General features: G+C 62.5%; 19 protein-coding genes. 8 read left to right on the plus strand and 11 right to left on the minus strand.

Annotated elements, in window-relative coordinates; translation table 11 throughout:
- Window positions 1–141: 141 nt before the first annotated feature.
- The gene (locus J2Y41_RS00075) at window positions 142–1089 is read right to left on the minus strand and encodes a metallophosphoesterase (RefSeq protein WP_309925046.1); all 948 of its coding nucleotides are present in this window, start codon (window positions 1087–1089) and stop codon (window positions 142–144) included.
- A gap of 2 nt (window positions 1090–1091) precedes the next feature.
- Complete coding sequence (locus J2Y41_RS00080) at window positions 1092–3389, minus strand: transglycosylase domain-containing protein (protein ID WP_309925049.1); 2298 nt, start codon at window positions 3387–3389, stop codon at window positions 1092–1094.
- A gap of 37 nt (window positions 3390–3426) precedes the next feature.
- Between J2Y41_RS00080 and J2Y41_RS00085 the strand changes: the two genes are divergently transcribed.
- From J2Y41_RS00085 to J2Y41_RS00095, 3 genes are read left to right on the plus strand one after another with little or no spacing between them, the layout of a single operon-like run.
- Window positions 3427–3582, plus strand: coding sequence for a DUF4177 domain-containing protein (locus J2Y41_RS00085; protein WP_011775990.1), 156 nt, complete (start codon window positions 3427–3429; stop codon window positions 3580–3582).
- Window positions 3583–3584: 2 nt separating this feature from the next.
- Window positions 3585–4121 carry a RidA family protein gene (locus J2Y41_RS00090; RefSeq protein ID WP_224088861.1) on the plus strand — a complete coding sequence of 179 codons (537 nt, stop codon included), beginning with the start codon at window positions 3585–3587 and terminating at the stop codon, window positions 4119–4121.
- 17 nt (window positions 4122–4138) lie between these two features.
- Window positions 4139–5050 carry an NUDIX hydrolase gene (locus J2Y41_RS00095; RefSeq protein WP_224165315.1) on the plus strand — a complete coding sequence of 304 codons (912 nt, stop codon included), beginning with the start codon at window positions 4139–4141 and terminating at the stop codon, window positions 5048–5050.
- Between the two features lie 166 nt (window positions 5051–5216).
- Here J2Y41_RS00095 and J2Y41_RS00100 read toward each other — a convergent pair whose 3' ends face one another.
- The gene (locus tag J2Y41_RS00100) at window positions 5217–5894 is read right to left on the minus strand and encodes a Crp/Fnr family transcriptional regulator (RefSeq protein ID WP_011775987.1); all 678 of its coding nucleotides are present in this window, start codon (window positions 5892–5894) and stop codon (window positions 5217–5219) included.
- 235 nt (window positions 5895–6129) lie between these two features.
- Here J2Y41_RS00100 and J2Y41_RS00105 point away from each other — a divergent pair, with 235 nt between their 5' ends.
- Window positions 6130–7314 carry a MarP family serine protease gene (locus tag J2Y41_RS00105; protein ID WP_309925054.1) on the plus strand — a complete coding sequence of 395 codons (1185 nt, stop codon included), beginning with the start codon at window positions 6130–6132 and terminating at the stop codon, window positions 7312–7314.
- A gap of 51 nt (window positions 7315–7365) precedes the next feature.
- Complete coding sequence (aroQ, locus tag J2Y41_RS00110; protein WP_309925056.1) at window positions 7366–7830, plus strand: type II 3-dehydroquinate dehydratase; 465 nt, start codon at window positions 7366–7368, stop codon at window positions 7828–7830.
- A gap of 55 nt (window positions 7831–7885) precedes the next feature.
- On the opposite strand, the gene J2Y41_RS00115 is transcribed toward aroQ, so the two are convergent.
- The 4 genes from J2Y41_RS00115 to J2Y41_RS00130 all read right to left on the minus strand — a co-directional run bounded on the left by J2Y41_RS00115 (window position 7886) and on the right by J2Y41_RS00130 (window position 13477).
- The gene (locus J2Y41_RS00115; protein WP_309925059.1) at window positions 7886–10054 is read right to left on the minus strand and encodes an alpha-galactosidase; all 2169 of its coding nucleotides are present in this window, start codon (window positions 10052–10054) and stop codon (window positions 7886–7888) included.
- Window positions 10055–10156: 102 nt separating this feature from the next.
- The gene (locus J2Y41_RS00120) at window positions 10157–11506 is read right to left on the minus strand and encodes a sugar ABC transporter substrate-binding protein (protein ID WP_224088857.1); all 1350 of its coding nucleotides are present in this window, start codon (window positions 11504–11506) and stop codon (window positions 10157–10159) included.
- Between the two features lie 72 nt (window positions 11507–11578).
- A complete protein-coding gene (locus J2Y41_RS00125; RefSeq protein WP_224088856.1) occupies window positions 11579–12505 on the minus strand; it encodes a carbohydrate ABC transporter permease in 927 nt (308 codons plus the stop codon).
- 9 nt (window positions 12506–12514) lie between these two features.
- The gene (locus tag J2Y41_RS00130; protein WP_309925061.1) at window positions 12515–13477 is read right to left on the minus strand and encodes a sugar ABC transporter permease; all 963 of its coding nucleotides are present in this window, start codon (window positions 13475–13477) and stop codon (window positions 12515–12517) included.
- A 202-nt stretch (window positions 13478–13679) separates the two neighbouring features.
- On the opposite strand from J2Y41_RS00130, the gene J2Y41_RS00135 reads away from it, so the two are divergent.
- Window positions 13680–14879 (plus strand): Gfo/Idh/MocA family oxidoreductase, encoded by a 1200-nt coding sequence (locus J2Y41_RS00135; protein ID WP_309925063.1) that lies wholly within the window; start codon window positions 13680–13682, stop codon window positions 14877–14879.
- Between the two features lie 14 nt (window positions 14880–14893).
- Entirely contained in the window at window positions 14894–15913 is a 1020-nt protein-coding gene (locus J2Y41_RS00140; RefSeq protein WP_309925065.1) for a LacI family DNA-binding transcriptional regulator, read from the plus strand.
- Window positions 15914–16158: 245 nt separating this feature from the next.
- Here J2Y41_RS00140 and J2Y41_RS00145 read toward each other — a convergent pair whose 3' ends face one another.
- From J2Y41_RS00145 to acs, 4 genes are all read right to left on the minus strand, one after another.
- Window positions 16159–17538 (minus strand): FtsX-like permease family protein, encoded by a 1380-nt coding sequence (locus J2Y41_RS00145; protein WP_309925066.1) that lies wholly within the window; start codon window positions 17536–17538, stop codon window positions 16159–16161.
- Window positions 17531–18280, minus strand: coding sequence for an ABC transporter ATP-binding protein (locus J2Y41_RS00150; protein ID WP_224088851.1), 750 nt, complete (start codon window positions 18278–18280; stop codon window positions 17531–17533). Before J2Y41_RS00150 ends, J2Y41_RS00145 begins: the two co-directional genes overlap by 8 nt.
- An 87-nt stretch (window positions 18281–18367) precedes the next feature.
- Window positions 18368–19165: a DeoR/GlpR family DNA-binding transcription regulator gene (locus J2Y41_RS00155; protein WP_216927051.1), complete on the minus strand. Its 798-nt coding sequence runs from the start codon at window positions 19163–19165 to the stop codon at window positions 18368–18370.
- Window positions 19166–19344: 179 nt separating this feature from the next.
- Window positions 19345–21390 (minus strand): acetate--CoA ligase, encoded by a 2046-nt coding sequence (gene acs, locus J2Y41_RS00160; RefSeq protein ID WP_309925970.1) that lies wholly within the window; start codon window positions 21388–21390, stop codon window positions 19345–19347.
- A 438-nt stretch (window positions 21391–21828) separates the two neighbouring features.
- Here acs and J2Y41_RS00165 point away from each other — a divergent pair, with 438 nt between their 5' ends.
- Window positions 21829–23238: a hypothetical protein gene (locus J2Y41_RS00165; protein ID WP_309925069.1), complete on the plus strand. Its 1410-nt coding sequence runs from the start codon at window positions 21829–21831 to the stop codon at window positions 23236–23238.
- Window positions 23239–23241 lie beyond the last annotated feature (3 nt).

Below are 23241 nucleotides of genomic sequence, written 5' to 3' on the forward strand. Positions count from 1 at the left end.
TTTCCCGTAGCAACTACCCTATGCCATGCCGTGATTCGTTTCACAGGACCACACTTTGCTATGTGGAAAGTTCCCCAGTTATTGGGATTCGTAATGGTCCATGCGTTGAGATGCGCGCGGCGTTTTAGCTGCGCGCGGCGATTAGCTGCGGGCCGTGAGTGTCAGCAGGACCGCTTCCGGGCGGCACGCGATCCGGACCGGGGCGTAGCGCGAGGTGCCAATGCCGCCTGAGACGTTCACCGGCGTCGTGAACCCGTCGCTTTCCCAGTCGTGGAGGCCCTTGGCCCGCCATGTCGGCAGGTCGCAGTTGGAGACGAGAGCGCCGTAACCCGGGATGCAGATCTGGCCACCGTGAGTATGTCCGGCGAGGATCAGGTCTGCCTCGGCTTCGGTGAAGTGGTCCAGGACGCGCTGGTACGGCGCATGGATGACGGCGACCCTCAAATGAGGGCGGGCATCCTGGTTCACGGTGCCGCGGGGCCAACCGGCATAGCGTTCGCGCTTCAAGTGGGGATCGTCTACGCCCGAGAAATCGAAACGCAGGCCGTTCAACACCACCGACTGCGCACGGTTGGTGAGGTCGATCCAGCCTCCCATGCCGAAAGCAGACCGCAATCTGGGCCAGTCGAGCTTGATGGGATCGGTCCTGAGCTTCGACGGTCCGCGGAAGTAGCCCGCAGGGTTCTTGATCCTGGGTGCGTAGTAGTCGTTGGAGCCCGGGACGAAGACGCCGGGAAATTCCATGAGAGGCCGGAGCGCGCTGATCAGTGGATCGACGGCCTGTTCGTGGCTGAGGTTGTCTCCGGTGTTGACTACAAGATCGGGCTTCAAATCCACCAAAGACTGCAGCCACTGGGTTTTCTTGTCCTGTCCGGGAACGAAATGGATATCGCTCAGGTGCAGTACGCGGAACGGTTCCGACCCTTCGGGGAGGATGGGGAGAGTCTCATGACGGACCCCGAACTGGTCCTTTTCCCACCAACCGTAGGCAGCAGCTGCCGCGCCGGCAGTGGCACCGAGGGCAGTGGTGACGGCGAAACCGCGCCCGATAGTGCGGACGCGGTTTGCCAGGGAATCAGGGAACTGCACGGTTAGTCCTTGCCAGGGCCGTTGCCGTTGCCGCCATTGCCGCTATTGCCGCCAGTGTTGGTAGGGGGTGCCGGCGGGGCGGGATTGTTTTGCGTAGGTGCCGGGGCGGTACTGCGCTGTGGAGCGGGGCCTCCGAGGAGGTTGGACGGGGGCGCCTGGAACGGGTTGGTGCCATATGCAGGGGCAACGGCCAGCATGTAGTTGGTGAACTGCGGACCAGCAATCATGTAACCGTCGATCGACTGGTAGAACTTGCCGTTGACGGTCAGGTTCCGGCCCGGTCGCTTCTGGTCACCCAAAGGGTCACCGAACCAGGAAGCCGTTGCCAACCCGGTAGTGTAGCCGACAACCCACGTGGAACCGTTGGTGTCGTTGGTACCGGTCTTGGCGGCTACGGGGAAGTTCCTCGAGTTGAGGGCGGGCCTGATCAGGGATCCCGAGCCTTCGTCCAGAACCTTGCCCATGGCATACGCCACGCCCCGGGCAACTTCAGGTTTGACGGCATCCTTGCAGTTGGAGGATTGCGCCGGGAGATCGGCGCCGGACTGGTCCTTCACCGAAGTAATCGCGATTGGCGCACAGTACTTGCCATCGGCAGCGAACGTGGCGAACGCCGTTGCCATGGTGAGAGGTGCAGTCTGGGTGGAACCAATGAGGTTACCCAGAGTGGTCATGGGCACCTTGGGGTTGGGATCCGTGATCTTACCGGTGTCATCCCTTGCAGGCAGGCCGCCGTGGATGCCCGTGGCATCGACAATGCCCTGGATGCCACACAGGTCCAGCTGGGAAGCCGAAGCAAAGGTGGCGGTGTTAATCGAGTTCATGAGGCCGTAGAGGACCGTCATGTTTCTGTAGTAACCCTCATCCGAGTTCTGCAGGTCGAATGTGCCGTTGGTGGCGTCGTACCAGCCAACGGTGGGTGCAGGACAGGTATTCCGCCACCGGAAGTTCTGGGGGTACCTGCGAACCGAAGCATTAATCGTCGTATTCATCGACTTGCCCTCGTTCAGCCATTCAGCGAACGTAAACGGCTTCATCGTAGAACCGGGCTGGAAACCGCCGATGCCATTGAGGTCGTTGCCCTCGGCATCGAGGACGTCCACATTGAAGTTCTGGGTCTGATCGAACTTGCCCTCTTGGGGGAGCCAGACAGTGTTCTGGGCCATGCTGACGATCTGGCCGGTACCCGGTTGGACCGAGACGATCGAGGCACCCCACTTGTCCGGGTTGGCGCCGGCTGTCCCATCAACCTGCTGCTGGGCAACGGTCTGCGCAGTGGGATCAAGGGTGGTCCGGATGGTCAGGCCGCCGCGCATCACCCGCTTTTCGCGCTCGTCCGAGGTCTCGCCGTACGCCGGGTTGTTCAAAAGCAAGTGGAGCACGTAGTCGCAGAAATACGGAGCCATGGTGGCGTACGCGCAACCCTGGCGTGCGGGAGTGACCTTGGTGGTGACAGGGGTGGCTACCGCTTCGTCGTACTCAGCCTGGGAGATTTTGCCCTGGTTCACCATGGCAGCCAGCACAAGGTCGCGTCGCTTCTTGGAGTTATCCGGGTTGGTGATCGGATCGAAGGCGGACGGGCTGTTCACCAAACCAGCGAGCAAGGCTGCCTGCGGAAGTGTCAGGTCCTTCGCAGTTGTGCTGAAGAAGAACTTGGAGGCAGCTTCAATGCCATACGCGTCACGGTTGAAGAAGACGATGTTGAGGTAGCCCTCAAGGATCTGCTCCTTGGAGAACTTCTTCTCCAGGGCGATGGCCAGCTTCATCTCGCGGAGCTTATCGCCGACGCCCTTGTTCAGGCCGTTCAGCTTGACGTCTTCGTCCTTGCCGGAGGCCACCAGCGACTCATTGATGACGTTGTTAACGTATTGCTGCGTAATGGTGGACGCGCCCTGCTTGTTGCCGCGGGCGGTGCTCACGATGGCTCGCATGATGCCGGTGGTATCGATGCCGCCGTGCTCATAAAAACGGCTGTCCTCGATGGCGATGACAGCGTCCTTGATGAACGGGCTCATTTGGTCCAGCGGAACCTTGGTACGGTTCTCCGCGTAGATGGAGGCGATCGGCGTACCGTCCTTCGCCAGAATCGTCGTGTTCTGGCTGGGCGGATCCACCTGCAGCTCCGCCGGCAGAGTGTCAAAGAACTGGATGGAACCACTTGCGGCACTGCCCGAAACGGCGGCTGCGGGGACCAACAGGCCCGCCACCAGGACGCCACAAATCGCGCTCACGCCAAGGAAACCTAGAATCTTTCCGAGGGTGGTGGCAGTGTCGAATATGGGGTTCTTGCGAGTCACCATGTTTTCCACTTTACCGGCAAGGGCTAGGCTTTCTGTCATGACCAAATGGGAGTACGCCACGATTCCGCTCATTATTCACGCCACGAAGCAGATTCTGGACCAATGGGGCGAGGACGGCTGGGAGCTTGTCCAGGTCGTCGGTGGACCCGATGGCAAAGGCCTTGTTGCATACCTGAAGAGGGAGAAGCAGTAATCATGACAACCCCCGCAGAAACCACGTCTGCCGCGGAATCCGGCGCTCCGACGTCGGCTGTTGAGCAGCGTCTCGCCGAGCTCGGCTTGACCCTTCCCGAGGTCGCCACGCCGGTTGCCGACTACGTGCCGGCGGTCGTCTCCGGCAACTACGTTTACACGTCCGGCCAGCTGCCCTTTATTAATGGCAAACTCGAAGCTACAGGCAAGGTCTCGCTCGGCGAGTTGGGTACCTCCGATGAACCAACCGTCGATCCTGAGGATGCCAAGCGCTACGCCGCTGTTTGTGCCATCAACGCTCTCGCTGCCGTCAAGAGCGTCATCGGCGACCTCGACCGCATCACCCGCATCGTCAAAGTAGTTGGCTTTGTTGCATCCGAACCCACGTTTACCGGCCAGCCCGGAGTCATCAATGGTGCCTCCGAACTTCTCGGCCAGGTATTGGGCGACGCCGGCAAGCACGCACGCTCCGCCGTCGGCGTTTCCGTCCTGCCGCTCGACTCTCCCGTCGAAGTCGAGCTCATCGCTGAATTCAGCTAAGGAACCGGTTCACCCAATTGCCGCAGCTTGCCCGCCGCCTGTTCGCACTCCCCCCGGCACTCGAAGGGGCGGCACGAAACTGGCTTGAGCTCGGCGAGCGGACCCCCAGGGCCGCCCGCTACGCATCATCCGTCGTCCTCTTGCGGGACTCACCCACCGGTCTGGAGACCTGGCTTGGTTACAGGCCAGGCTCCTCGCCGCTGGGTGTCGTCGCGTTCCCCGGCGGATCCCTGGACCCGTCCGACGACGACCCCATCGATTGGTTGGGTCCCTCACCGCAGTCCTGGGCTGAGCACATGGGAACGGACGACGTCGGACTAGCCCGCCGCCACGTGGTGGGCGCAATCCGCGAACTCTTCGAGGAAACCGGCGTCCTCCTTGCCGGCCCCGACGCTTCCTCCACCGTGGAGGCCAACTCCACAGTGGAATGGATGAAAGCCAGGGAAGCCGTATCCAGCCAGGAGAAGTCCTTCAGCGAAGTGCTCGCCAAGCGTGGCCTTTCACTGCGCACGGACCTGCTGAAGCCCCTGGTCAACTGGCTCAGCCCCGACTTCGCGCATACCCGTTTCAACACGCGCTATTTTGCCGCCACGGTCCCCGTGAACCAGCAGCCGAGCATCCTGGGCAGCAAGGGAGTCTGGGGCCGTTGGGTGTGCGCCGCGGAAGCCATCGCCCTCCGCGACACCACGGCCCTCGGTGACGAAATAGCCCAGGAAAACACGGTCGGACTCACCCTCGGCCAGCTCCTGGTCCCGGGGTCCGAAATCATGCTCGAAAAAATGGCCCACGCCAACGGCTGCATCGCCTACCTGAGCTACAAGCGCAAAGCCCACGTGTACCAACCCAAACTGGTGGACGAGGGCGGAATTCTCATGCTCGAGGTCGAAGCCGCCAGGACTGTAGCCGGAGAGCCGCAGCGGGAGCGCTAACGGATCCGCTCTCACATCCCGACGGGTTTTGGCGGATCTTCTCTCACATCCCGACGGGTTTCGACGGATCTTCTCTCACATCCCGACGGGTTTTGACAGACGCTCTCTCACATCCCGACGAAAAAAGCCGCCCCGGTTCATCACCGGAGCGGCTCTTTTGTAAGGACTAGCGCGAACGCTGGCGGAGTCGCTGCATGTCCAGAATGACGACGGCGCGCGCTTCCAGTCGCAGCCAACCGCGCTGGACGAACTCGGCCAGTGCCTTGTTGACGGTTTCGCGGGAAGCGCCCACCAGCTGGGCGAGTTCTTCCTGCGTCAGTTCATGGGCAACCAGGACGCCGTCGGTGGCCGGACGGCCGAAGCGGTCAGCCAGATCCAGGAGCGCCTTGGCGACGCGGCCCGGGACGTCCGAGAAGACGAGGTCGGACAGGGAATCGTTGGTGCGGCGGAGCCTGCGGGCGAGGGCCTGCAACAGCTGCGCGGAAACCTCGGGACGTGTGCGGAGCAGCGCGTTGAGGCTTTCGTTCTTCAATCCTGCCAGGCGCGTTTCGGAGACGGCGGTTGCCGTGGCGGTGCGGGGGCTGGGGTCGAACAACGCCATTTCGCCGAAGAGTTCTCCCGGGCCGAGGATGGCCAACAGGGACTCGCGGCCATCGGGGGAGGTGCGGCCGAGCTTTACCTTGCCGGAAACGATGAAGTACAGCTGGTCACCCTGGTCGCCTTCGCGGAATACCGAAGCCCCGCGTGAGAGGTCCACCTCGGTGAGTTCGTCCGTCAGCAAGCGGAATGCGTCGTCGTCAAGGGTGGCGAAGAGGGGTGCGCGGCGCAATACCTCGATGTCCATGAAATCTCCTGAATATAAGTTTCGGTCGTGGCGCTCCAGCCATTGTTTCAGAATTTTTAAGCTTCTGTGACGTACTTGGCAGGCGAAACGCTGAAACGGCGCGGTTTTTGCCCCTATCGGACCTTGTTTGCCGTGCCTTTGAAGGCTCGGAGCGACCCCTTATCGTGATGGGACTAACGGTTCCCTGTCAGGGTGCCCATCTACAATTGGCGCTACCCGGTTACGAGGAGCATTGGTGTTTGGCTTGACGATTTTGGATTTGGCATTGATCTTGATGCTGCTGTCCTACCTGATCTATGGCCTGCGAAATGGCTTCTTGGTGACACTGGGCGGAATTGCCGGTTTTGTGGTCGGCGCGATTGCTGCATTCATGGCTGTTCCACTGGTGAGCGGCTGGGTGAGCGACAGCGGTTGGAGGCTCACCGCAACGGTGGGTGCCGCCGTCGTGCTCATTGCTTTAGGCCACGGGCTGGGGACCATGATCGGCCGAAAAGTCCGCCATGCTGTGCGGATCAAGCCGTTGCACGCCGCTGACCGGTTGATTGGCGGCGTTGTCAGCGTGGTGGTTGCCGCTCTGGTGATGTCTATGCTGGCGTTCAGCATCAGTTCGCTTGGTGTGCCGTTTGTCTCACAGCAGTTGGCCCAGTCGCGCGTCATCCGATACATCGATTCGTTGACGCCGACGCCGGTGAAAACCACGATGGCACAACTGCGATCAACGGTGATCGGCGACGGTATTCCCAAGCTGATTGAGGGCTTCGGCCCAGCGACGCCGGTTCCGGTTCCCAACGAGTCCACTGACACTCCAGCCCTGAACCAGGCCGCCGAGTCCGTCCTGAAGATCGCGGGCACGGCCTTTGAATGCGGCCAGAACCAGACGGGATCCGGATTTGTGGTGGCGCCCGGGCGCGTCGTGACCAATGCACACGTTGTGGCGGGCGTGTCGCAGCCGGTGGTCGAGATTCCCGACGGCGGCGCGTTGCCGGGTCGGGTGGTCTACTTCGACTCCCAGCGGGATATCGCGGTTTTGGCCGTAGACGGACTTTCGTCGGATCCGCTTCAGCTGAGTCCAGACCTGGCCGCCGGCAGCCCTGCAGCTTTTGCCGGCTACCCGCATGGAGGTCCGTTCCAGTCCAAACCGGCAACCGTCCAAGGAATTTCGACCATTCTTGTTCCTGATATTTATGGCAGCAATCCCTCTCCGGAGTTGGTCTACAAGCTTGCGGGCGACGTTCAACCCGGTAACTCGGGAGGGCCGCTGCTCACCATGCAGGGGCAGGTAGCCGGCTTGATCTTTGCCAAGACCACTACTGATGCTGCGGTTGGCTTCGCACTCACCATGGAGGACATCCAGCCGGTGGCTGCCCAAGCTCCAGGTCTTAGTGCGCCGGTTTCGCCCGGGCAGTGCACACGCAAGTAACTTTGAGGGCAATTCCCGGACATTCTCCCGTCGCCTAATAGATTGGGAGTCATGACTGAAGCCACCCCCGCCACCGAAGCTGGTCGCGGCACCATTCTTGTGATCAACGGACCGAACCTTAACCTTTTGGGCACCAGGGAGCCCGAGAAGTACGGCACTTCCACGCTCGCCGACGTCGAGCAGCTGGCAATGACAGCGGCGGCTGCGCATGGCTTCACGGTGGACTGCGTTCAGTCCAACCACGAAGGGGACCTCCTCGACGCCATCCATGCAGCACGCGGAACGGCGTCGGGAATCGTCATCAATGCCGGTGCCTTCACCCACACGTCAGTGGCACTTCGTGACGCCCTGGCCGCAGTTCAGCTGCCCGCCGTTGAAGTACACATCACCAACGTTCATCAGCGCGAAGAGTTCCGGCACCACTCGTACTTGTCCGGCGTGTGCAACGCGATCATCGTGGGCGCGGGCGTGCTCGGGTACAAGCTGGCCATTGATTACCTGGCTGAAACGGTATAGCCGGGCGGATGTGATGGAGGGTTCCCGGGGGGGGCCGTCAGGACGTGAGAGAGGGCTACAGGGCAGTGAACCGCAGCAAAAGCGCGTGCTCCGGGTTCAAGACGGGCGTCGGAAGGCCCACCTCGCCCAGGAAGCGTCCCGAAGCTTCAGCCCCGGACGCCACCCACGGCGCTGGCTTTGCCTCAGTGAACGTGTGCCCGTAGTCGGCATCCCCGGGTGCTGGGAAGATCGCTTCTACCCTGTATGAGCGGGCAGGATCCAACCCTGGAATGGTCACCCGTCCGGGCAGTTCGCTAAAGCCTGTCCGGGTCTTCACCACGGCGAACAGAGCAGCCGTGGCACCGGACGTTGGAGCGTCAGCCACCACGCCGTGCAGCATCATGGACTCGTCCGGCACATCGGCCCGCACCATCCGTCCACTGTGGATCAATCTTCGGTGCTCTTTGTACAGGGTGATGAACCGCTTGAGTTCCTCACGCTCAGCCCCCTGGACTTCCCGGATGTCCCATTCCATACCGAAATGGCCAAAAAGCGCCGTGATGGCCCGGAACGACAAGTCATGCGTCCGGGCCGTGGTGTGTGAGGTGGTGGGTCCGATGTGTCCGCCTACCAGCTCCGGGGGAATCACCATTCCGGTCCAGCGCTGGATGGTTTGCCGCTCCAACGCGTCATTGCAATCCGAGGCCCAGATCCGGTCGGTCCGCTCCAGGATCCCAAGGTCCACGCGGGCGCCACCGGAGGAGCAACTTTCGATCTCGACACCCGGATGTGCTGCACGGAGGGCATCGAACAGCCGGTAAGCGGCGAGGGTCTGTTCATGCACGGAGGAGCGGCCCGCATGGCCGTGCTCCACGAGGTCCCGGTTTTGGTCCCACTTGAGGTAACTGATGTTGTTTTCCCGCAGCAGGCTGTCAATCCGATCGAAAACGTAATGCCACGCCTCGGGGTTCACGAGGTCAATGATGTGCTGGTGTCGCCATTCGAGAGGCAGCCGGCCACCGTCCTTGAAGGACAAGGCAGAAGGTCCAACGATCCACTCGGGGTGGGCGCGGGCGATGTCGGAGTCAAGGTTCACCATCTCCGGTTCAACCCAGAGGCCAAACTCCATCCCGCGCGAAGTCACTGCATCAATTAATGGCGTCAGGCCGCTTGGCCAAAGGGTTTCATCGACGTACCAGTCACCCAGCCCGGCGTGGTCGTCCCGGCGTCCGCGGAACCACCCGTCGTCGAGCACGAAACGCTCAACGCCAAGGTCTGCAGCCGATTCCGCCAGCTCGATCAGGGTGTCCAGTTTGTGGTCGAAGTACACCGCTTCCCAGGTGTTGAGGACCACTGGCCTTGGTTTTGCAGCGACGTCCACGTGGTGCGGGCGGGACCGGAACCAGCTGTAAAACGCTTCACTGATGCCGTCCAAACCGTGGCCGGAGTAGGCGGCAAACAACGCCGGCGTCGTGTAGCTTTCACCGGGTTGCAGCACTACTTCTGCGGGACCAAGGAGTTCGGAACCGCCGATCATGGTGCGGCCATCGGCCACGCTGTCAGCAAATTGCTCGTGGTTTCCGCTCCACGCCAAATGCGTGGCCCAGACTTTGCCGTGCCGGTTGCCGAAGCCTGCGGTTCCTGCCGCGAGCAGCAGCGAGGAATCGTGCCCAGTGCGGCCGTGACGGCCAGTGCGGACCCAGGTTCCTTGCTGGATGGCCCTGCGCTGTGGGTGCCGTTCGCGGCACCAACGGCCGGTAAGGTCCAAAAGCTCGACGGCGTCCGGTGCCACCGGGAGCATCGTCGCCAATTCGTCCACCTGGAAAGGCGACGTGCCATCGTTAGTGACGGTGTGCCGCAGTTCCAAAAGCCCACCGGGGTGCAAGGTGAGGTTGCTCGTGACCGTGATACCGGCGTCGGGATCTGATTGCACGATCACCGCCGACCCCCCGTCCCCGGTGGCGCTCACCGCCCGCAGACGTACGGAGAAGTCATGCCCGGGAACGCCATCCGTGAACCGGTGTCCGCGCAACCCCGTCCTGCCCTGCCACGAGGAGGAGGCCTGCGGGAGGAGCCCCGCCGGTACGTTGGCATCGATCGAGGAAGGAGGGATGGGCTCATTGAGGATGGAAAGATCCGGAAGGGCATCGCCCAGGTCTGCTCCCCAGTGGGATATTTCGGCCTCTCCTCGGTGAGTGCTGATCACCAGGCTGGTACCTGCGGAACGGAGATGGAGCGGGTGCATGGGTATGAGTCGCTTTCAAAAGATGGTGCTGGACTTGTGAGGCCTGCTCTGCGTCCCAACGGGGCGTCAAAGAGCGCAGAGCAGGCCTCACAACGGGAGGTTTTACTTGAAGAGGGCGTTGACCTGTTCGTTGGCGGCCGTAAGGGAACTGGCCGGGGACTTGCCGGCGATCACCGCGTCCATGGCCGGCTTCATGATTCCCGCAACCTTGGCGGCGTTGTCCGTGATGGGGAGCATGAAGGTGGTCTTGTCCTTCACATGCTGGGTGAAGGCGCTGACGTCCACGTTCTTGGCCTTGAAGGCGTCAGCGGCCTTCTCGGAAGAGGTGGTGATGGCCGGGAACACGACGGCCTTGGAAGCGACGACGTCCTGGCACGCGGCAGAGCCGAGGTACTCGACCCACTTGATGGAAGCATCCTTTTTCTTCGTGCCGGCCCAGATGGAATCGGCCAGGCCGTTGAACATGGAGGCGCGCTTGCCGTCGGGGCCCTGAGGGGTGGGGGCGATGCCGACGTCGATGCCCTTGTAGCCGGTGTATTGGCCGATCATCCAGGAACCATTGCTGTTGATGGCAGCCTTCCCCGCGCCGAAGCTATCGGCAGCGTTGGCGCCCACGGTGGTTTCAAGCTTGGGCATGTAGCCCTTCGCAGCGAGTGAGGCCCACCAGTCAATGGTGTCCTGGAGTTTCTCGTCGTCGTAGTTGAAGTGGGTGCCCCAGGGGTTCTTGTCCGTGGTGGTCCAGCCCGTGGTGGCGGACAGGTAGCTCCACTGCGTCTGGCCGGCGTTCTCGGCGTCGGAGCCTGGCAGCCCCAATCCGTAGACGGCAACGTTGTTCTTGTCGAAGCCTGCTTCGTCGCCGCGCTTGCCGTTCTTGTCCACGGTGAGGCGGGCGATCGCCTTCTCGTACGTTCCGCCGTCCTGCGGGTTCCAGTTCAGGGAGCCCATCTGTTCCGGGGTGATGCCGGCGTCCGTGGCCATCTTCTGGTTGTAGAACAGTGCGATGGTGTCCCAGTCCTTGGGCAGGCCGTAGCGCTTGCCGTCCTGGCCCACCCAGAGGTCGGCGAGGCCCTCGTTGTACTGCGAAAGCTCTACCTTGTCTTTGGTGACGGCGTCGTCAAGTGCCACGAGCTGCTTGGTCTTGAGGAAGTCCGGGTACTTGGACAGGTGGTCGGTAAAGACGTCCGGCGCGGTGCCGGAGGCCATGCCGTTGGTGATCTTGGACCAGTAGTCATCCCAGCCGGTCTGGGTGATCTTGACGGTGATGTCTGGGTTGGCTTTGGTGAAGTCCGCGGCGCACTGTTGGTAGGCGGGGAGCTGGTTGGCGTCCCAGAGCCAGTAGCTGATTTCGCCCTTGGCAGCATCTCCTCCGGCGCTTCCGCCCGAACAGGCGGACAGGGCGAGAGCGGCGGCTGCTGCTACGGCGACAGCGCCGAATGCCTTCTTGTTCATCATGGTGTGTCCTTTCAGGACGGGATGGGGTGCGGTCCGGCACATGCCGGTGCCGCGGGAGTGCGGTGGAGAAAGCTATTTGGTGCCGTTGAAGCCGATGGAGTTGACGATCCGTTTGCCGAAGATGGCGAAGAGGATCAGCACGGGCGTGGCGGACACGAGCGTAGCGGCCATGAGCCCGGACCAGTCCGGTGCGCCTTGCGGGGACTGGGATTTGAAGACTCCCAGACCCACGGTGAGCACCCGGGATTCTTCGGAGGTGCCCACGAGCAGGGGCCAGAAGTATTCGTTCCACTGGCCCATGAAGGTCAGCAGTGCCAGGGTCGCGATCGGTGCGGCCGCGTTGGGCATGATGATCTGGAAGAAGATCCGCCAGTGCTTGGCGCCGTCGAGCATGGCCGCCTCTTCGACTTCCCGGGACATGTTCAGGAAGAACTGGCGCATGAAGAAGATCGCGAACGGGGTCATGAACAGGTAAGGCAGCACGAGCCCGAGCATGGAATTCAACAGGCCCAGGTTCTTGATGAGCAGGAAGTTGGGCAGGGCGGTGAAGATCGGCGGGACGAGCATGGTGGCAAGGAACAGGGAGAAGACGGCGTCGCGGCCCTTCCATCGCAGCCGGGAGAAGGCATAGGCGGCCATCGAGCTGAAGAACACGGCGCAGGCTGTGGTGATGCCGGAGAAGAGCAACGAATTCCACAGGTACTGCCAGAAGTTGATCGAGGCACCGGAGCCGCCTTCTGCGATGGCTTCGGAGGCACTTTGGAGGCCGAAGACCCGCTTGAAGGCGCCTAGGTTGAAGTCGGCCGGCAACAAGTTGCCGGAGTTCGCTGCGAGGGATCCATTGGAGGACAGGGCCGTGCGAAGCACCCAGTAGAAGGGCAGGATGCTCACGGCGATGGCAACGGCGAGAAGGGTCAAGGCGATGGCGCGGCGCCAGTTGAAGGGGCGGCTGGAAGGACGACGGCGGGCGCCGTTCTTGTGGGAGGCAAGAGTGGTCATGGCGTGTCCTTAATCCAGGTCAGACTGGTTGCCGCGGAGGAACTTCATTTGGATGAAGGCAACGATGGCGAGGATGAGGAAGAGGATGACGGCCAGGGCGGATCCGTAGCCGAAGTCCTGTTCGTTGAACGCGCGTTGGTAGATGTAGAACTGCAGCACGCGGGTCGCGTTGACAGGTCCGCCAGCGGTGGTGACGGCAACGGTGTCGAAGACCTGGAAGGAACCGATCACGGTCACAACGAGGACAAGCACCAGGACCGGGCGCAGCAGCGGCAGAGTGATCCGCCAGAAAGTGCTCACGGCCTTGGAACCGTCGATGCTTGCAGCCTCGTAGACGCTGTTGGGGATGGCCTGCAGGCCGGCGAAGATCAGTAGTGCTGTGTAGCCCATGTGCCGCCAGGTATTGATGAGCGCCTGGGTGGGGATGGCCCATTGCTCGCTGCCGAAGAAGGCCACCCGAGGCAGCCCGGTCCATTCGATGACCTGATTGATGATTCCGATCTGGTAGTCAAGCATCCAGAACCACAGCAGGGCCGCGATGACGTTGGCCATCAGATAGGGCATCAGGAGTGCACCGCGGATAAGGGTGGACTTTGCCACCCGGTGCATCAGGATTGCCAGGCCCAGGGCCAACGCCGTCTGAAGGACAATGTTGATCACGACGTATTCAGAGGTGACGCCCAGGGCGTTCCAGAACAGCGGATCCTTGGCTATGCGTTCGTAGTTCCTGGCACCAATCCATTCCGGGTCACCCAGGATGCTGTACTCGGTGAAGCTCAGGTAGATGCCCCGGATGGTCGGCACGAGGTAGAAGAGGATCAATCCGACCATCGCGGGAGCGATGAAGAAGAGAGCGACCTTCAGGTCCCCGATGCCGCGGAAGCCGTCGGACGGTTTTCCCCGTTTCCGTGACTTTCGGGGCCCCCCGGGGACGGAGAGCCCCGGATCGGGTTGCTTGGTTAGCGTGGTCATCGTCGACCCTTTCCTAGCTGTGATGTGAATAACAACTGGGATAGAATCTACACGAGTAGATTTAGTTTGTGCAACCTTTTTGGGATTTTTTGTTCGTTTATGTCCAATCTGTTGACTCGAGTAGATCGCAATGGAAGACTCAAGCGAACCCACTAAAGGTCACAACAAACTGCTGCCGAGTCAGCTTCAGGGAAGGCAAACGATGACGTTTTCGATCGGTGTTCTAGGTGTCGGGCAATTCGGCAGCCAGTTCGCGCACCTCTTCAAGCTCCACCCCGGCGTCAGTGCCGTCTACGTGGTGGATGAACTACCGGAGCGAGCCACGGCGGCTCAGGAACGCTGGGGCCTTGATGGCGTGTTGGGAAGTTTTGAAGAACTCCTGGAGTCCGACGTCGATGCTGTCGCCATCTTCACGCAACGGTGGACTCACGGACCCCTCGTCGAGCGGGCGCTGCGCGCCGGCAAGCACGTGTACTCCGCCGTGCCGATGGCGATCTCCGAAGCCGAAATCGAACGGATCATCCAAGCCGTGCGCGACACCAAGCTTGTTTACGCCATGGGGGAGACCAGCTACTACAACCCTGCAACAGTCTTCGCCCGCCAACAGCATGCCGCAGGGAAGTTTGGCCGGATCTTCTACACCGAAGGCGACTACGTCCACGACATGGACCTGGGTTTCTACGAGGCCTACCAGTACAGCGGTGGCGAACGGTGGAAGGAAACGGCGAGCTACCCGCCCATGCTGTACCCGACCCACGCCATCGGCGGCGTCCTCGGCGCAGTGCCAGCCCACGCTGTCAGCGTCAGTTGCATTGGGGTCAAGGACGATCGCGGCGATGGCGTCTTCGATAAAGACGTCAGCATGTTCGCCAACGACTTCTCGAATGCTACGGCCTTGTTCGAAATGAACGACGGCGGTGCGATGCGCACCAACGAGATGCGAAGGGTCGGCTATCCCTCACATCTACGCGAATCCCGTTTCCGCTTTTTTGGCACGGAAGCCAGTTTCGAGCAGCTCGCAACCACCACGGTGTGGCAGGACAAGTCTTCTGTGCAAGACGTGTCTGAGCAGGTGGAAACCAAACCGACCATGTCCGCGGACGACCCGTCCCTCGCAGACGTCGCACCCGAACTGCGGGACGCCTTCATCTCAGGCCTGGCACCCGTGCACGACCAATCACGGCTTCCGGAAGAATTCCTCGGAGCGCCCAACGGACACGAAGGCAGCCACCAATTCCTGGTGGACGATTTTGTCACTGCGGTCAACAACAGGACCTTGCCGCCCGTGAACGCCTGGGTTGCGGCCCGGTTCACCTTGCCCGGCATCGTCGCCCACGAATCCGCCCTCCGCGGTGGCGAACGCCTTCCTATCCGCGACTTCGGCGACGCTCCCTCCTTGTAGCTAGCATTTACCTCATGACAACTTCGGCAGTACAAACCCCGCGCGGACCGGTTACACGCAAGGACGTGGCCCGGTACGCCGGGGTGAGTACCGCCGTCGTGAGCTATGTTGTAAACGGCGGGCCCAAGAACGTGGCCCCGGCGACGGAAGCCAAAGTGCGCGATGCCATCCGTATCCTTGGCTACCGTCCCAACGCTGCGGCGCGGGCTCTGAAGCTTGGCTCAAGCGAAACCGTGGGCGTGATTGTTCCCGACAACACCAACCCCTTTTTCTCGCAGCTCGCCCACGCTGTTGAAGATGCTGCGGCAGAACTTGGCTACGGCATGGTCCTCACCAACTCCGGCGGCAGCCTGGCCAAAGAGCGCCAAAACATCCGCAACCTTGCCGCACGGCAAGTGGATGGAGTGTTCCTGGCGAGCTGCGTATTCGACCCCGATCTGACCGACCTTGAAGCCTCTGAAATCCCGTCAGTGTTGCTGAACAATGCCGGTTCGCCCCCAGGGTTTACCAGCGTAGGTGTGGACCTCGAAGCAGGCGCCCGGGCCGCCGTCGAGCACCTCATAGGCCACGGCCACACAAACATTGGCCTGGCCATAGGAACCAACACAGGTAACCAGCTCGACGGGCGTGAAGTGGGCTGGCTACGAACTTTGCGCGACGCTGGACTGCCGGATGGCCCCATGCTTCATGGCGAGTTCAGCAGGCCGGGAGGCTACGAGGTTGGCAAGCGTTTCCTCGCCATGGCCAATCGACCCACGGCAATTTTCGCCAGCAACGACATGCAAGCCATCGGAATCCTCCGCGCCCTCCATGAGGCGGGCGTTCGGGTGCCTGATGACATTGCCTTGGTGTCCTTCGACGGTTCCCTTGATTCCGAATACAGTTGGCCGGCGTTGACCACTGTGGCGCAGCCCGTTGAGGCCATGGCTGAAGCCGCTGTTCGGGCGCTCGTGGGGGAGGGCCGGGGAGAGGCACTGCAGCACAGCATCCTGCCCACCGAATTGATCGTGCGCCAGTCCTGCGGCTGCAAGTAAGCTTCGAACGTTCTCTCACATCCTGCCGTGTTGGTGCGGATGTTCTCTCACTTCCTGCCGTCTGGAGGGCGGATGTTCTCTCACATCCTGCCGGTCGATGTGAGAGAACATCCGTCAAAAAAGGCCCCGATGTGAGAGAACATCTGTCAAAATAGGCTCCGATGTGAGAGAACATCCGTCAAAAAGGGCTCCGATGTGAGAGAACATCTGTCAAAAAGGGCCCCGATGTGAGAGAGCATCGGGGGTTACGAGTCCATGTTGGCGTAGCGTTCGGGCCGGGCGAGTACTTGGCTGATCTGCGCCGTGCCCGCGGCCAGGGCAAGCCGGACCAACAGGAAACCGGCCGCAAAAACTGCACCGACGGTCAGGAACACCACGGGCCGGGTCAACAAGGCAGGACCCGCCAGTGGGAGAACCAACGCTGCTGCTGCGGCCGCAGAGATGCCCGCCACAAGGAGCAACGGCGACATCACTGCCCTGACGCGTGCAGCCACCATAAGTTTCTGCGGCATCCCAACCCGGTCCAGGGCGACGAGGGTGGAGGCGCGGTCGAGCACGGCAGCGGCCTGGTTCACGCCCGAGGAACAGGCCACCATCAGGAATGAGCCCAGCAGGGTGATCATCACGCCGGTGTTGATATCACGCACCAGCAGCGTGGTTTCATCCGACGTGCTGCCGCCCATCGTGTCCGCGACCGCCATGCCGACGCCCACGAACACTCCCACAAAACTGGTCATCGCGACGCCCCCAACTTGTCGCCACGATTCCTTGGGACTTTCCAGGACCGTGCGGGCAGCGAGCAGTTGTTCGGGACGCCTTGCCCTCTTGAGCTGCGACGACGCCTGCAGCCGTAACACCCACGGCCCCATCAGATTCAGTGCAAGCAGCGCCAGTCCGAAGCAGCTGCCCATGACGGCGATGATCACCAGAAACGCGCCCAAGCTGCTGAGCATGCCCATGGCCACAACTCCGAACACCACCACCACAGCCGCGATGACACCGCGGACCCAGTGGGCGCCGTCGGCCGTTTGCCTGGTCCGCACGCCCAGCGGCGTCAGTACCACCTTCCGCAGGCCAAGCGCAGCGCTCGCTCCGGCAAGCAGGCAAACCGCCAGGATACAGGCCAGGATGGACGGCACGGACAACCAGGCATGGCTGCCGATCGCCTGTCCACGGAACTGGATCAGCCCGAGGAACGGCGCCGCGCAGGCGTACAGTCCCGCGCCCGCCACGGCCCCGATTGCCGCCAGGATTGTTGACTCCATGATCGTCATCCACATGACCGTGGCACTGCTGGCGCCCAAGAGGCGAAGGGAGGCCAAGCGGTCATCACGACGACGGGCGGCGAGTCGCGCTGCAGAGGCACCGAGCGTCAGCAGCGGAATAACGAGCAAAACCATGGCGACGACGGCCAGCGCCTGGTAGGTGCCCGCGATGTCATCAGACCAGGACCAAAAAACTTGGGAACCGCCGGCCACCGTTAAGAGAAGTGCCGTGACGGTGCCGAACGCGAGAACAGGCAACCCGGCGTCGCGCAGTTTGGTTTGGTGCAGCCCGGTTTGACGAAGGCTGCTGCCCCGGGAAAGGTACGGGGCGAGGCGAAGGGCAAGGGCAAGGCTAGACATTGAACGCACCCTTGAAGTCAGTAGCGGCAGGAACCGGCTGGCTGGGAGCGGCAACAGCACAGCCAGTGTCCGCTACGATTCGGCCGTCACGCAGCTCAACGACGCGCTGGCAGCGTGCTGCCACGTTGGGATCGTGCGTGACCACCAGCAGTGTTCGGGCATTGGATGCGACGGATTGAAGCAACACGTCCAGAACTTCACTTGAGGTAGCGGAGTCCAGGGCACCTGTGGGTTCGTCGGCGAAGACGATGCGTGCCCCTGTGACCTGGGCCCGGGCGATGGCCACCCGCTGGACCTGCCCGCCGGACAATTCACCGAGCCTGCGCTGTTCCATGCCGGCCAGGCCAAGGGCCGCCAGCCACTCCGCGGCACGGGCCTCGGAGGTAGTCCGATCGGTGCCGTTCAGCATCAGCGCCAAAGCCACGTTCTCAAGGGCGGTCAGTTCCTGGAGCAGCATGCCCTGCTGGAAGACGAAACCGAATTCCTCCCGGCGGAGACGCGAAAGCGCCCCATCTCCGAGGGAATCCAACCGGATCGGTCCGGCCGCCGAGCTCAAGGTGACCGTACCGGCGTCGGGCTTCAAAATCCCGGCCAGGCAGTGCAGAAGGGTGGTCTTACCGGAACCCGACGGCCCAACGATTGCAATGGATTCACCCGCGATTGCGGCGAAGTCCACGTGGTCGAGGGCGATGTTGCCGGGGTAGTGCTTGGTGAGTTGCTGGGCGTGGAGGATGGCGTTCATGAATCCAGCATCCCCAAAGGCCCCATCCCTCGGCGTCAGCCCACTGGTTGAACTCCCCGGGCAGGCCTCCACCCGCGGTATGAGAGCCTACTTGGCCTGGACGTCCGCGATTCTCAGCTTTGCAACATTCTCGGCGAGTACGCGGCGGGCATCCTCACCCAGGTTCGAATCGGTGATGAGCTCGTCGGCTTCTTCCAACTGGGCTATGGAGGCTATGCCCACTACGCCCCACTTGCTGTAGTCGGCCAGGACCACAGTGCTGCGGGCTGATGCCATGAACGCCCGGTCCGTTTCGGCCTCGAGCAGGTTGGGGGTGGTGAAACCGGCTTGTGCGTCCATGCCATGGACACCAAGGAACAGGACATCCAGATGAAGCTGCTTGAGCGAGGACGTCGCAATCGGCCCCACCAACGCGTCCGACGGCGTGCGCTCGCCGCCAATCAGGATGACGGTGGAGCCGAACCGGGCCGGCCCTGATGAAGACCCATGATGGAAGAGATCGGCAATCCGCACGGAGTTGGTGACAACTGTGATCCGGGGACCATGGACGAGCTCCTGCGCCAACGCCCATGTGGTGGTTCCTGCGCTGAGCCCGATCGCCATGCCTTCGTGGACCAGCGAGGCAGCCTCGACCGCAATGGCATGCTTTTCCGCGGTCAGCTGTGTGGACTTGAGCTCAAAGCCGGGCTCGTGGGTGCTGGCATCGCCGGGAAGTTTGGCCCCGCCGTGGATGCGCTCCACCCGGCCCGTTTCCTCGAGGGCTTCGATATCGCGCCTCACCGTCATGGGAGAGACCCCCAACAGCTGGGCGAGGTCCGATACCCGCACAACGCGTTCGCGCTGGACGGCATCGATGATGGCGGAGTGGCGTGCTGCCTGAAGCATCAGGGCCTTTCTGGAGAGCCTCATCAAACATGAGGCTGATTCTGGCTCCAGTCTAGGACGCGACGCTGCTGCGGGGTGGCAAATGCCGTCGCGGCGTCGTCACGATCCTTTTGAACGCACGACGGCGCCGCTCACCGTGGGAGGGGAGCGGCGCCGTCGACCAGTGGGACCGGGTGACGCTACTTACGCAGCGATTCCGCGATCTGGGTCATGATGCCCGGGTCTGCCAGGGTGGTGGCGTCGCCGGTGTCGCGGCCTTCTGCGATGTCTTTTAGGAGGCGGCGGACGATCTTGCCCGAGCGGGTTTTCGGCAGTTCCGGCACGATCAGCAACTGCTTGGGTTTGGCGATCGGGCCGATTTCCTTGCCCACGTGGTTGCGGAGTTCCAGGATGGTCTCTTCACCGTTGTTCACGGCGTCACCGCGGAGGATGACGAACGCGACGATCGCCTGCCCGGTGGTCTCATCGGCGGCACCAACCACGGCGGCTTCAGCGACGGAGGGGTGCGAGACGAGGGCGGACTCGATCTCCGTGGTGGAGAGGCGGTGGCCGGAGACGTTCATGACATCGTCCACGCGACCCAGGAGCCAGACGTCGCCGTCTTCGTCCTTCTTGGCGCCATCGCCGGCGAAGTACATGGTGTCGAAACGGGACCAGTAGGTGTCTTTGAAGCGCTCCGGATCGCCCCAGATGCCGCGAAGCATGGAGGGCCAGGGTTCGCGGACCACGAGGTAGCCGCCTTCGCCGTTGGCCACGGACTCGCCGGTTTCGTCCACCACGTCCACGGCGATGCCGGGCAGCGGAACCTGTGCGGAGCCGGGCTTTGTGGCGGTGACGCCGGGCAGCGGGGCGATCATCTGCGCGCCGGTTTCGGTCTGCCACCAGGTGTCCACGATCGGGGCGGGGTGTTCCTTCTTTTCGCCGTTCTTGCCGGCGTTTCCGCCGATGACTTCGCGGTACCACATCCACGCTTCGGGGTTGATGGGTTCGCCCACGGAGCCCAGGACGCGGATGGAGGACAGATCGTACTTGCCCGGGATCTCCCGTCCCCACTTCATGAACGTGCGGATGGCCGTAGGGGCGGTGTACAGGATGGAGACTTTGTACTTCTCCACGATTTCCCACCAGCGGCCCTGGTGCGGGGAGTCCGGGGTGCCTTCATACATGACCTGGGTGGCGCCGTTGATCAGCGGCGCGTAGGCGACGTACGAGTGGCCGGTGACCCATCCGACGTCGGCGGTGCACCAGTACACATCCGTTTCAGGGTGGAGATCGAACACAGCCTTGTGCGTGTACGCGGTCTGCGTGAGGTAACCGCCGGTGGTGTGCAGGATGCCCTTGGGCTTGCCGGTGGTACCGGAGGTGTAGAGGATGAACAGCGGATGTTCGGAGTCATGCCCGACGGCGGTGTGCTCGGTCGCGGCCTTGTCAACGGTGTCGCTCCACCAGAGGTCGCGGCCTTCCACCCAGTTGACGTCCTCGCCATTGCGCTTGACCACGACGACGTTCTGGACGGTGTGTCCTTCTTTACTGAGGGCTTCGTCGACTGCCGGCTTCAGCGGGCTGGGCTTGCCGCGGCGGTAGGTGCCGTCCGCGGTGACCACGAGCTTGGCTTCGGCGTCCTCGATCCGGGACCGGAGCGCGTCTGCGGAGAAGCCGCCGAATACCACGGAGTGCACGGCACCGATCCGGGCGCAGGCTAGGAGCGTGATGACGGCCTCGGGGATCATCGGCAAATAGACGGCCACGCGGTCACCCTTGGCCACGCCGAGGGATTCGAACGCGTTCGCTGCCTTCTTGACCTCTTCGGTCAGCTCCGCATAGGTGTACGTGCGCGTATCGCCGGGCTCGCCTTCGAAGTAGATGGCAACGCGGTCTCCCAAGCCGTTCTCCACATGGCGGTCCAGCGCGTTGTAGGCAGCGTTAACCTCACCGCCAACGAACCACTTGGCGAACGGCGGATCCGACCAATCCAAAGGCTCGCCGAAGTCTTTGTCCCAGCTCAACAGCTCACGGGCCTGCTTGGCCCAAAACGCGGGACGGTCCGCTTCGGCCTCTTTATACTCATCGGCGGTAGCCACGGCGTTCGCGGCAAATTCAGGTGATGGCGGGAATTTACGGTTCTCGTGGAGCAAATTCTCGAGAGCCTCGACGTGCGGTGCCCGACCGTTCTGCGGCGTCGACGCTGCAGCGGTGGTCGTGGATCCGGTGGTGTCCTGGGACATGGTGAACCTCATCATTCATCGATCTTTGCTGCGCGGACGCCGCCGGCTAAGTCCGCACTCCGGCCGTGAGCCGTTGTAGTGCGTCCCGCGGAGGATCCGCAGAGTGCTGTCCGTCTTCAACATTATCGCTTCGGGAGGTCCTACGTGTGCGTGGTCACAAATGGGTCAGCGAGCGGTACGGATTCGGCGACGAATGGCTGCTTTGGTTGTCAGGAAACGTTTACATGACGACGATTGGCAACGCTTGTTTGTAAGGAACCTTGGAGTTTCCTGTGGACGGCGCAGCGTGGCCGATTTCAGCTAGAAGACTGTCAGTGGCGTGGCATAGGCTGAATAAGTCTTGGGACGCATCGTCAGGTGTGCCCGGTTTTCCGCGGAAACCCTGCGGAAAATACCGGTCCGGACTGTCCAAGGCGCCGCCGTACGAAGGAGAAATAGATGAACCAGCTGAGCCCAGGCCCGCACGACTCACACCCAACGGGACCGGACACCGCGGCTGGAAAGGCGAACGACGCCGGTACCACCACTGCTGCGAAGTCCGCCTCAGGCGCACCCACCAAATACGAGGCGGTTGCCGGCCCTTTCACCATTCGTGACCTCACGGTTTTCGGTTCTGTACTCCTGATGTTCATCGCCTCGCTGCTGCCCATGTTCGGTGGCCGCTTCAACCTGTGGAACCTGGACAACCTTTTCTTCCTGCTCCTGGGAATCATCCTGCCGGTAGTGGTTGTGGCGCTTTTCGTTGCCCGTCGGCTGCAGCCCGGGACCATTGTCCGCGTCGGCTCGCTGTCGATTGACCAGTTCGCTTCCGTGACCGCTGCATTCGCGGTGCCGCTGTTCTTCCTGACGATCGTCGACTCCTTCAACGGCAGTGTCCTGCTGGGCCTGGTGGGTTCCGTGGGTCTGCTGGCGGCCACCGTTCTGGCCCCGCATCTGCCATTGCTGTCCGCTGATTTCAAGGGCCGCGCTGAAACGCCGGCGCACATTGTTGCCCGCCAGGCAGCGATTCCCACCCGTAAACCCGCTGCCCCGAAGCCCCCCAAGGAACCCAAAGCGCCGAAGCAGGCCAGCGGTCTCTCGACGCCTGGCTCCCAAGCAACGGGGTATCAGGCACAGAGTGCAGGTTCTGCCGGTTCCCATCCGTATGCTCCGCCAGCCGGTGCGAGCCCCTACGCTCCACCAGCCACCTCCGGCCCCGCTGCTCCGGGCCCAACTGGTGGGCCCGCCGTCGTGCATTCGGCTGATGCCGCGCCTGCTACGGAAGCTCAAGCTGCCGCCCCGGCTACTGGTCCCTCGCCCGTCGCTGCCGCCCCAACCGCCGCAGCCCCGGCTGCATCCGGGTCGGCCGCCCAGGCGTCACCGGCAGAGCCTTCACCGGCCGAGCCCGACGTCGTCGTGGAAAACCCGGTCGTGGAAAACCCGGTCGTAGGAAACTCGGGAGAACCGCAGTCGCCGACACAGGCACCGGCCACTACCCAGCACGCCCAGCAACCCGCTGCCCAGCAACCGGCCTCCCAGGCGCCCGGCAATGACCGCGGATGGGCTGCCACCATGGCCACGCCTATCGTGTCCCCGAATACCCGTTCCGTGAGCGACTCCATTGGTGCCACCGTGGATCCGTCCAGCCGACCTGATGACTCCGGGTCCTCTCCTGCCTATGAAGCCTTCTGGTTTGCCGTAGCCCAGCCCCGAACTGCGTATGACGAACGGACAGGTGCTCCGGCGTTCACCATTGAGCCGGGCGGTTGGGTTCTGGCGCTCGAGGACCGTGGCGACGAATTCCTGGTTCAGGACACCGATGGCAAGGTTGGGGTCCTGCGGGAGCTCAGCAATATCGAACGCGGCTGAGAC

Source organism: Arthrobacter sp. 1088, assembly GCF_031455315.1.
GTDB lineage: Bacteria > Actinomycetota > Actinomycetes > Actinomycetales > Micrococcaceae > Arthrobacter.